Source organism: Neolewinella agarilytica, from assembly GCF_900110645.1.
Classification (GTDB): domain Bacteria; phylum Bacteroidota; class Bacteroidia; order Chitinophagales; family Saprospiraceae; genus Neolewinella; species Neolewinella agarilytica.
This window is the reverse complement of sequence record NZ_FOFB01000016.1, coordinates 60,464-72,975: the sequence shown is the minus strand read 5'-3', so window position 1 is coordinate 72,975 and position 12,512 is coordinate 60,464. Positions and strand designations below refer to the sequence as shown.

Sequence of the window (12,512 nt, the reverse complement as noted above, 5' to 3'; positions counted from 1 at the left end):
TATCTTTTAACGCTTGCATTTTTTTACTAATACGAAAAAAAATTATATCCGGTTACCCGAAAATTGCTACCGTTTCAAAAACAACTACTACCTTTGGAGTGCGAAACATGCACATTCTCTCAAGAAATGATACCGTTCCTTCGCTAAAATATACCGTTTCCGGGCAAAACCGGCACAACGGCATGTAATGTTTAACCAACCGGAAACCCCGGCTTTTAATCCCAATTTAACTAAACTCACAGAACCGATCCTATGAAAGTATTGCAACTTTCCCTCCTGTCTCTGCTTGTGGCCTTCACAAACATTTTGGCAGCTCAGGGAACCCCCGTTCCCGCCACTGATGACACCGAAACGGTGGAAACAACGGATATGACAATCTCGGACCTTACTGATGACGCCATGGATAAAGACATGATGACATCAGATAAAACAGGTTCTATGCTTGAGTTTGGCATCCGTCCATCATACATGTGGGTTGGTGGCGACGTTAGTTCCACTTCCGATTTCGGAATTGGCGCTCACTTCCGCAAAAGCCTGGACCATCTCTTTTCTCTCCGTTTGGACGGCCTTTATGGCGGCAGCTCCGGATTGGATGAGCGTAACGGTCCTAATTCCCGCCAATTCGAATCTACCTGGATTAGTGGTACCGGATACGCCGTTGTTTCTTTGAACAACTTCAAATACACTGGCGATACCAGAAAGATGAACCTCTACGCCATGGTTGGTGCAGGGGCAAACTTCTTTGACGTAGAATACCAGGAGCCCGGCCAGGTTTGGGACGATAACGGTACGCGCAACCCTACAATAGACCGTAAATTTGCTACGCATGCAGCGGGTGGTGCAGGAATCCTCTTCCGTGTTAGCCCCAAGTTCAACATCGGCCTTGACTACCAGGCCCTCATCCCCTTTGGCCGTCGTGCTGACCTGCTGGATGGTTATGATGAGCGGACGGACCCCAGCCTCGGTGGTAACTTCCGCGATGTGCAAAGTGCAGCATCACTTAGCATCAACTTCAACCTTGGCAGTTCTGCTAAGAAAAATGAGCCTCTTTACTGGAAAAACCCATTCTCCGGCGTTCGCGACGAAATCAACCGCATCGGCGGAAAAGTTGATGACGCAACCAAAGACTCTGACGGTGATGGTGTTGTTGATGCAATTGATCAGGAAGCTAATACTCCAGCTGGTGTGCCCGTTGACACTAAAGGCCGCGTGCTGGACAGCGACAAAGATGGCGTTCCTGACTACAAAGACCTCGAACCGTTTTTCCCCCCACGTGCGGGTGAGTCCGTTGATGGTAACGGTGTAGTTATCAACCGTAATGATAAGCCAATTACAGAGGACCGTGTACAGGAAATGATTGATGCATCTATCGCTCAACTGAAGGCCGGTCAGCAAGCTGGTACAACAACTGTTCGTACTGAACGAGGAGAGGTTTACCTGCCCATGATCTACTTCCCACTCAATCAGAGCACAGTTAAGTACAGCGATTATGGTACCCTTTCTGGTGTGGCCCGTGTTCTGCAGGGTAATCCTGGAATGCGTATCGTTGTTCGTGGCTACACGGACCGTGTAGGCAGTGCGGCTAATAATCAGGTACTTTCTTACCGTCGTGCTAAAGCCGTTATCGACCACCTTGTTAATCAGCACGGTATTAACCGTAGTAATCTTATCCTCCAGTACCGTGGCGAAGAAAACGCACTGGTGCCACTGGACAAGTCATTCGTAAACCGTCGGGTAGAATTCCTGACGGATGAAGGCGGTGGCGAAGACCCCGCCCCAGCCGGTGCTTCCGGTCGTGGCGGATACTAATCTGATGTAAGATTTAATCCCATGAACCCCACAGTTCGTATTAGCTGTGGGAAAATTTCAGGCCTCTTGCTTTTAGCAAGAGGCCTTCTTTTTATCCCTGCTTATAGTATTCAGTAAATTCCTTGATCCAGTATTTATTGTTAGTGGGTTAAGGGGCTAAGCATTTTGTATTGGGGGGTGAAGTAATAAATACGCTATGTGACCTGTTTTATAGGTAGAAATACCTGGTTTTGCAGAAAAACAGGGTGGTTAATTTGGTTTTTCTGTCCTGATTAATTATTATTACACCCATAAAGCATCCCGGGAGATTAGTTCCTGGATGTAATAATGTTTTAACGCGACCAATTTTTTGGGGATTTAGATTTTTGACACACACAGACACATACACACACTGAAACAACATTGAGAAGCCTGGAATAATCACGAGTTCCCGCTCTCAGCCTACTACAAAATTGTTACCTCTCGGTTCACATTTAATTATCACTCTACGGTGATGATATACCTTCTGTATATCTATTACCCTAAAGTTTTATGTATAGGCACATTATGGATTAACAACACGAATTAACTCTTCAAGTCTGGCTTTTTTAATGGTTGGTATCAGGTCACCCCTGGTGCTCCTGACCCATTAATGACTGTCGATTACGAATCGTAATCGTGCTTGCTGACTCCCTATTGCTTCCTCTTTTCATTCCTCTTATTACTAAACCCAATACAGTCATGTCAAACACTCTTACCTCTCTATTGCGGATGCCGCGTATTTCTGCGCCGCCGCCGATAAAGTTTACTCTCTATTCCTTAATCTTGTGCTTTGCGTTCTCTCAGTCCATTACGGCGCAAACCTGTTTTAGTGGTCTCAATGCAGGAGACGAACAAACTTGGTGTTCAGGAGATATTGCTATTCTTGACGGTGGATATGCCACCTACGATGACTCCCACACTCCTTCTCCCGGAGGGACTCCTACCGTAACCTGGACGGCGGATGAGTCCGGCACCTGGTACCTCGATGGCATTGAGCAAGTTGGTGCTACAAGCGTTTCCGCAACAAACTTCAATAATTCACTTAACGGCGTCACTGGCCTGCAACAAGTAGGCTTCAAGCCTGATTGTAGCGATTGCCAATTTTATCTCTACATCACAGCATCGTCTACTAATGGAGAATGTAGTGATGTAGAGTCGCAGGTTTATCTATGGTTTGATCCTATTCAGGATCCGGTTGTGGACGTAACCATTGACGGCTCAACCGATATTGATGCTGCTACCGAGGCTGGTAACGGTACAGTTGATAATAGTGGCGATGTAGAAGATGGAGAAACGGTAGATATTGAAATCATCAACCCATTGAGCTACACCAACGCTGATCAGTTTGATGACCCGTTGGTCTTTGACTACGTACTCACCGGAAGCGATGATATAGATGGTTTTCCTGCTGCCACTACCGGTACGCTGGACGCGCTCAATTTCAACCAGCTATTCAATGAAATGACTCTGCTCAACAAGACATGTGAGGTCGCTACTGCCACACTAACTATAACGTCTCGTTACGAGCGTAACCCCGCAAATAACCCGCAACCTAATGGTGATTGCCTGAATCCAAACCCGCTGGTGATCGAACTCATCGTTGAGCCCCGCCCCACCATCGAAGCCACCTTCGCTGCGTTAGACCCAATACTGGTCGTCTGTGAAAACGATACCGACATCCCGGTGGTCGTTACCGGTACACCACTCACTATGATCGACTACGTCATTGATTATGATGACGGAGCCCCCCTGACCGGCTGGCTTACGCTGGACGAAAACGCCATCGATGATCAAACGATTAACCTTAACGCAAGCCTTGCGGCAAACGGAGAGATTGAAGTTAAGCTTACCGGTGGCTTTTACTCCGATGGAAACCCCGCTTGCCCCGTGGTGCTGACCGAAAAAATCGTCTTTCAGGTAGAAGCCCTACCCAGCCTTACCGCTGAACTCTCTGAGGCCGACGATGCCGTCATTTGTAACGTGCTAAACGGAGGGCCGACGTCTTTGGACTACACCCTAACTACCGATGCAGGCCCGGGTAACTACACCTTTGAGATCAGCGAATTCGCTGATGATGACGTTGCCGCAGCCGATTCCTACACCCTTACCGAAGCCTTTTCGGATAACGGAGATGGTACGGCTTCCTGGACTGGTACCTTCGACCTCAATGGCGGCGTACCCGCTGGCACGGTTGAAGAATATGAATTGATCGTTAAATCAATTTCCAAAGTCGGCCCCGACCCGGTTTGTGTCAAGACCAACCCCGGAGCTACGATTACCGTAGAAATCCAGGCTGAATCCTACGCCGAATTCGGCGTAAGCGTCGACGGAGCAGCCGACCTCCTCTTGAATGACAACGGTGGAACGGACGACAATAACCCGCTGGACATCACCATCTGTGATGGCAGCACCGTAGCTATTGATCTCCTCGCCCCACTCACCGAAACCTCCACCATTGCCGGAGTAACCTCCTACATTCAAATGGAAGTAACAAACAACGATGGTGTAAGCAACGTACCCGCTACCGGTACTTACTACTTTACGCAAGACGGCTTCAACTTCAGCGAAATCTTCGACATCGATGACAACCTGACGGAAGCCAGTGACGTGACCTTTGTCTTTACCCCGTACTTCGAAGATAATGGCTCCGCTGGGCTGAACGGTGATGAATGCTCCGGCACATCACTGACCTTAAACGTAGAAGTACTACCAGCTCCCACAGTAGACGTAGCCATCAGCGCTCCGGTGGTTTGTAGCGAGGAAGAGGTAATCGTTACCATTACGGCTTCTGAGCCAGGAACGGCTTACCTTATTCTTAATCAGGGAGGTGTGCCGATTGAGGTTCCCGTGACGGATCAAAACCCTTCCTCCGGTGGAAGCGGTCCTTTCCAGGGCTTCTACTACAGCGGCCTGCTCACCGACGAGATGAACCAATTCACCGTTACCACCTTCACGGGTAGCGAAGCACCCAGCTGTTCCGCCACCGTGAACCAGATGGTAATGACTGCTGTGGAAGAGCGTCCCGATGCCGCCATCACGATTGATGACGATTACCTCTGCGACGGGGACGATACTTTCTTTACCCTCACCGGTAGTGGAGGCACAGAAACTGGTTACTCTTTTCATTATACCATCAATGGAACGGCTGGAACAGCTACTACTGAAGGCACAAATGCTTCCATTGATGTAGACCTCGAAAACTATGCTCCTGGTACTTATGACATCATTGTTACTTCCGCAAAGAACAAGGGTGGTGAAGAGTGCGAGACCCTTCCCGTCGACCTTATGGCTACCTTCATTGTGGAAGAGATCCCCACCATTGATGATCTCGCTGCGGAGAATGACAATGTCTGTAGCGGTGAAACCTATACGGTTGTCCCAGGTAGCCCTTCTGCTGATCCGTCTGCCCAGGGTGGTGTACTGTGGTACCTCATCACCGTTACCGACGTTGATGGAATCGAAACTTCCGAAGTCGTTCTTGCCGATGGGTACGCTGGTGTGTCTGGCGCTCAGGAAAACACGACCGGTCACGATCAGACCATTTTGGTGGAAGCAAAAGCCTTTTATTTCCCCGATGGCGAAACACCTGAGGTTACGGACGCAGCGACGGCATGTATGAGCCCATCTACCTTCGCTACTATTACGATTGAAACCGTTCCAAATGCCACTTTTGGTGGAGACGAAACAATCTGTGAAGGCGAAGCCGCTGAGCTGACCGTAACCGGCCCCATCAACGGAGAAGTGGTAATTGACATCGTTGATAACGACGGAAACGTACTCAGTAACCTCGGCACCGTTACCCTTGATGGCGGCGGCGAAGGAGCTATCTCTACTGGTGCATTGACGGAAACCACCAACTTCCAGATCACTATGATTTCCACAGACCCCGCCGGAGATCCGGTCTGTACCCGGACCAGTACCTTCGAACGCACCATCTTCGTTATCCCTACGCCCGATGCGCAGTTTGATGGAGACCGCTTTGTGGACATCTGCGAAGGAACAGAAACGTCCTTCGCCATCTCCGGAACGCCCAATGCGGTCGTTACGGTGAGTACTGATCCCGATTCCGACGACGATGATTTTACGATCACCCTCGATGAAAACGGAGAGGCTACCCTTGAAACCGGTATCCTGACCGAGCGTACCCGCTACGATCTTATCGACGTAACCATAACCGGACAGAATAACGGTGAGCCACAGGCCTGCTCCTTTGTACCCGATAATCGCGAAAGAGCCGTTGCCCGCATCGACCCGGCGCCAACCGGCGCACTGGTTTCTAACCGCATCTTGTGTGCGGGAGAAACGCCGGAAATTCAGTTCAACGCAACCACGCGTCGTAGTGATTACACCGGCACTTACACCATTGTCGTAAACGGCGTTACGTATACCGGAATCAGTGACGGTGACGTGCTTGATTTGGGCGCGGACGCAGGTGCAGAGGAAACCACCACCTTTACGCTCGAGTCCATCGTTCAGGAAGACGCTCCCGCCTGTACCGACTTCATCGACGGCGATATCTACACGGTGGAAGCAGTGGTTAACCAGGTACCCACCGCCAGCCTCGACGTGACCATCGAAGGCAGCTCCACCATCGTAACCGAAGGTAATACCCCTTTCCTCGCCACGATTTGCTCCGGCGACGAAGTGGACCTGTCCCTCTCCGGTTCGCCCTCCATGAGTAACTCCGGTGATCCGCTCTTCTTCGAGATCATGGTCATGGCCGATGATGCAGGCCTCACCTCCGGTGAAGGTACCTACCGCGTTGACGAGCTGGATGCCGCTACCCTCAGCGCCGCCCTCGGCCTCCCCGCTGAGTTCGTCAACCCCGATAATGGCTCCAACGCCGAGCTCGACTTCATGATCACCCCCTACTACGAGTACGTCCCCGATGCCCCCATCGGCTTTACCGACCTCGGCGGGCTGGATACGGAAGGGTTTGTGGATGATTTTGCACCCGGAAATTGGTTTTCTGGTAGTGGCCCAAACTCTGATGTCTCCTTTACGGGAACCACTACTTTAACCCTTACTTCGGGTAATGCTGCTGGAGGCTTCTTCACCTCTGGTGATGATGCTATTGCAACAATTGACGTTCCTGAAACAGGTACCGTAAGTTTTGATTACAGTTTTCTGCTAGAACGGTTCGGCCTTTTCGCAGATGTTGTATTCGTTGACTTTGAAGGTACAGTCACTTATGTATTTGCTCCCTCTCCCAGCTTCTTTTCCGGTAGTGTTTCGGGCACGGGCTCACTTAGTGAAGTTATTCAGGGAGGAAGTGCAATGACCTTCTTGATAGTAGGAGATAATACTACTCCCTTTGACATCGAAAGTAACTTCACCGTTACCAACTTCAACTTCGACCCCGCCGCTCAACCCTGCCCCGGTGAGAAGATTGCCCTTGAGATTGACATTTTACCTGCGCTCCGCGCCGACTTCGACCTCGAAGCCCTCACAGTCTGTGAAAATGATACCCCCGAAATCTGTATCACGGGTACGCCCGATGCTACGGTGAGTGTCTTCATCGGTGGTGGTGTTTTCGTTGATGTAAAACTAGACGGAAACGGTGCTGGATGTTTCACGCCTAACCTGGGGCTGACGGAAGATATCACTTACGTGATTACTGGTCTGACGACCCTGCCACCTGCTCAGGAGTGCTCCTACACTTACGAGGCCACCGAACGGCCAACCTTACCGGTAAGCGTAACGCCCACACCATTTGCCAGCTTCACGATCGACCCGGCAACGGTATGTACTGGTGACGAGGACGTCGCTGCTGCTGTAACGGGTACACCCTTTGCTACGGTTACTTTCGAAATCAATGGTGTTGAAGATGATTTATCTCTTGATGCAGATGGAGAAGGCTCGATCCCACTACCAACGGTAAATGAAGGAACTACGCCCGTTGACGTTACACTTGAACTTACGGGTGTGGTTGTCGTTGTAGACGAAGTTTCCTGCCCCGCTCCACTCGACCAGACGGGTACGCTGACGGTGCTGCCATTGCCCGTAGGAACCCTGACCGTAGAAGGCCCCGTATGCTTCGGTGAAGGCGTCGGTATTACTTTCACCGCTGGTACTGATCCGATCCAAAATCCTTACTCCATCCGGATTAAGCAGGTTGGTGTTGCAGGTAGCACCCGGGTCGATGATGTAATGAGCGGAGACCTTGTCTTTACCGCCTTCGAAAGTGGCACCTACCGCCTGACGAAGATCTTCTCCGATGGTGCTGGTTGTGAGAATACTGGTAACATCAGCGAAGTAGAGGTCGTCATCGAAGAGCGTCCGGACCTCGCAGCAGCCATTACTGGTACGGCTGGTACGGCAGACATCTACTCCGAAGATGAGTTTCTCAATAGCTTCACTGCTGTCGTCTGTGATGGAGGTACCATCAATACGGAATTCAGCAGCACCAACACCGGCCTCGCCTCCAGCGAGGGTGATCCACTATACGTAGAGATCGAGATTCTAAACAACGATGGCTTGATGGGCCTACCCGTTGGCGGAACCTTGATTGTTCCCTTCGGTGACCTGAGTTTCTCCGACATACTGAACAATGCAGGCCCCGGAAACGCGAACATTACCGTAGTCATGACGCCATTCTTTGATAAAGAAGGTGACGCTACTATTGGCCTGGATGAGTGTGTCGGCCTGCCGCTTACTTTTGACATTACCGTCTTACCCGCGCTTGCCATCGACTTCGATGTTGCCAAAAACGTAGATGATGGTGAAGTTTGTGAGGGCGATTTGGTAACTATCGACCTGGTCGGTTCTCCCGGTGGCGTCGTAACTTTCTCTACCCAGAACCTGGAAACGGTTATCCGTTCTGACGACGGTGATGCTGGCAACGACGGAGACCCCAATACCATCGTTCTGGACGAAAACGGCGAAGGCCAGATCATGGCCAACGCTGGCCCCGATTCGCATGGAGATGCTTCTGTGGAAATCATGATGCTTCAGGTGATGACGGACGTAGGAAACGTCTCCCGGACTTGTATGCAAATGTTCGAGCCCGGAGACCTGCGCTTTGACATTATCATCAACCCGAACCCATCCGCCACCATCAGCGTTGACCCCGCTGGCCCGGTATGTAACGGAGATATCGTTAGTGTTGTCGTCACCCTTGGCGAAGGCGAACTGGACGGTAGCTATACCTTTAAGGTTAACGGAACAGACTATACCGTAGACGTAGTCGACGGCTCCGCCATCATCATCGAGGACGAGTTCCTTGAGGATACGGATTTTGAACTGACCGAGATAACCAATAACACTACCTGGTGTACAACGGACTACGAAACCGGCGAGCAAGTTGCCAGTCTTGAAGTAGAACTGGTGCCAAATGGTGATGTAATTGCCTTCAATATCGCAGGAGATGAAATTGCTAATACTGCCGTGGGCGAGCAGAACATCGAGATTTGTGCTAATGAAACCGTCAACTTGACGTTGGCAGTAGATGAGCCTGAAGCTAAAGGTGATGGTGACGTTTACGTCTCAGTGGACTATGATTCTCCCATTGATTTCTTCGGCCTGGGTACTACGTCTGGCACAATTGCCATGCCGTTCGAGGACTTTGATGGTCAATTCTCGGCTACCTATGCGATGATTTCCGGAGATCCCGTTGTGGTGACACTTGAGGTTACCTACTACATCGAAAACGGTGAAGACGCTGAACTCAACGACGGTGACTGCCCCGGTACTACTGATCTAATCACCATTACCGTAAACCCCAACCCCAAGACGGAGGATATCACCGATATGGTCTGTAGCGGGGAAGACCTGAGCTCTGACCTGAATGCTGCCATCACCAACGGTGTTGCCGGCGCAACCTTCACCTACACGGTAAGCAGTGAGGATGGCCTGACCGCTGATGATCGCCTGATTGCCTCTTCTGACCCGGTAACGGGTGTATTCACCAATACGACGGCTGACGATAAGTTCATCACTTACACCGTAACGCCTTACGGCCCCGGTGGCTGTCAGGGTAACAACTTTGACCTGGTCGTGAGAGTGAAGCCCGAACCCGTCATTACTGATGATCTGGAAGCTGAAGTCTGTAGCGGAGAGTACACACTCTGTGTCGTTGAACTGGACAATGAGGGCGAACATGAAGTAGCCTTCCTGGAAGGGACCGAATTTGAACTCATTAATATTGAATATAGCCTGGAGGGCGATGAATTCATCGTATTCCCCAACAATAAGGACATCGGAGATGTAGGTGACTATCAATTCATTGCCTTTGATCAGTTTACCAACCTCAGCTCTGAGCCTCAGACGGTGACTTACACCATTGAGCCAACATCGGCTGAAGGTTGCATTGGTGAACGTAATACCATCGTGGTTACTATTCTGCCAGAACCGGTCGTTGCTGACTTTATGGTAAAGGTTTGCTCCGGTAGCTCACTCGACCTGAGTATCCTTGACGGCCTCACGGCCAACGGGGTGGGGAGCTCGCTCACCTTCACCCGGACGGCATTGGCCATCACGACGCTTCGGATTTTTGACGAGAACGGTGTCGATATTACCCTGCAAACCACCATCGGCGGTGGCTCTGTTGGTACGCCAGGCCTTACGGCAATTACCGATAGTTACCTGAACCAGGGTACCGCTACCCTGAGTGTTTTCTACGAAGTCACCGTGAACAACGGCGACTGTGACCCCTCAGAAAGCTTCACCCTTGAGGTGAAGGTGCTGGAGGAAACGGACGTAGAGCTGGAGCCGCTAAATGGCCATACCGCTATCTGTGCTGGTAACCCCATCAAGTTGATCAGCAACTTTGATGGAACGGGTACACCACAGTACGAGTACAGCGTAATGGAATCCGACCCTGGTGTGACCATCGAACTGACGCCCTCCGCCGCCGGTGGTGAGGTTTCCGTTGACGGTTCCGGCGCTGGTAACGCCACCATCATGGTCATGGTAACCGATGAAAACGGCTGTGTTGCTATGGGCACGCGAATTGTGAGTGTCGGGGAGTCTCCCGCTGAGCAAGCTATTGACGGCTTTGATACGCCCTGTATTGACGCCTTCTCCGGCTTCTCTATCGACGCCACCGCTGGTAATACTTACGCCTGGAGCCTGAGCAACCCCGCTGCCGGATCCTTTACGGGAGGAATTACCGATGAAGCTGCCATTAGCATCACCTTCAATAACTCGCAAGGTATCGGTCCCTTTACCGTTTCCGTAACGGAAACTAACCCGAACGGCTGTTCAACCACGAACGATCTGGAAGTTACCCTGGCTAACGACCTTTCCGCTAATTTCTCTTTTGTGGTGTCCGAATCTAACCCACTGGAAGTAACCTTCGATGACCTTTCCGCTGGTGGTATTACGGGATATATCTGGGACTTTGGTGATGGCTCAGCCCAGAGTAACGAAGCCAACCCGACCCATGTATTCCCGGATAATCCAACCGATCCGGGCGCGCCGGTCAGCTACGAAGTCACCCTCAGCGTTGGTGGAAGCTGTGCTCCGTTTGTGTCTACCATTACCAAGACCGTTGTTATCAATGACAACAGTGTCTGTGATGAGATTGAGCTGTTTGCGGGCCTGAACTTCATCAGTTTCGATGTGCTCCCACAGGATGTTGCTATCTCTTCAGTGTTTGCTGATGTAACGGGGCTACAATCCGTTAGCTCCTTCGTGGGTGGTCAGGGCCGTACTTATACCGCAAGTAATCCGTTCTTTAGCTCGCTACAGACAATTGCTCCGGGCTACGGTTACCTCGTTGTCGTTAATGATGCCCAAACCATGATCGTTTGTGGAGAAGCACTCGACGAGGATTACAAGCGCGACCTGGATGCAGGGGTTAACTACCTCGCATATATTCCGCAAGCAAGTCAGTCTCCCTCAGCGTTCTTTGCCGATCTGATTGATCCCTCCGATATGAATCTGCTGGCCGCTCAGACTTTTGGTAACAATGTTCCTGGGTTCTCCCAGACGTTCAACCCACAGGTTCCTTTCTTCAGTACTATGACGACCATGACGAATGGTATTGGCTATCTGGCCATTCTCGATCAAGCTGTTGGTGGAGCAAACTGGCGACCAGAAAACCCTGTGACGGAAAGCCATGAGTTCGTTTACGGGCATGTTGAAGGAGTAGACCATCAGTCTGCTGATCCGGTTGAAATCATTAACAGCCGCGGTGAAGTAATCGGTAAGCTTATCCCCAACGCAGAAGGTATCTTCCTGGCTACCCCCGTTTATGGTAGCGTTGATCGTGTTGACGGGACAAGTATTGAGGCATTTGAAGAAGATGAGTCTATCCTCTTCCGCTACCGTGGCCAAGTGCTTGATCCTGGTATGACTTACCATGGTGGTTATACTGCCAGCGAGTTGAACCTTGACTTCCGTCAGGAAGGCAATGATGCTGAGATAGAAATTCGGGTGTTCCCTAATCCCGTTGTGGACCAGGCAAACATTACGCTCATCCTTCCTGAGGCAGATCATGTCGGCCTCTTACTAATGGATGCCGTTGGCCGCCAGGTTCGGCAGCTGCTTCCCGAGCAGCCCGTTACCGCAGGTAATCTGACCGTTTCCTGGGATGATGCCAATGACCTCCCCGCAGGTATCTACTACATCGTTCCTGTCCGTAAAGGTCAGCCGCTGAATAAGCTTACCCAACGTGTGGTAAAGCAGTAATCTTAATTCATACAAGCATCCCCCGCCTACCATTTCCTTGCGAGGTGGGG

General features: G+C 50.9%; 2 protein-coding genes. Both read left to right on the top strand.

Going from position 1 to position 12,512, the window contains the following annotated elements:
- The first annotated feature begins 252 nt into the window (after positions 1 to 252).
- On the top strand, positions 253 to 1,809 hold the full coding sequence (locus BM123_RS24810) for an OmpA family protein (protein WP_090169856.1): 1,557 nt from the start codon (positions 253 to 255) through the stop codon (positions 1,807 to 1,809).
- A 720-nt stretch (positions 1,810 to 2,529) separates the two neighbouring features.
- Positions 2,530 to 12,462: a PKD-like domain-containing protein gene (locus tag BM123_RS14705; protein WP_139211898.1), complete on the top strand. Its 9,933-nt coding sequence runs from the start codon at positions 2,530 to 2,532 to the stop codon at positions 12,460 to 12,462.
- Positions 12,463 to 12,512: the final 50 nt, after the last annotated feature.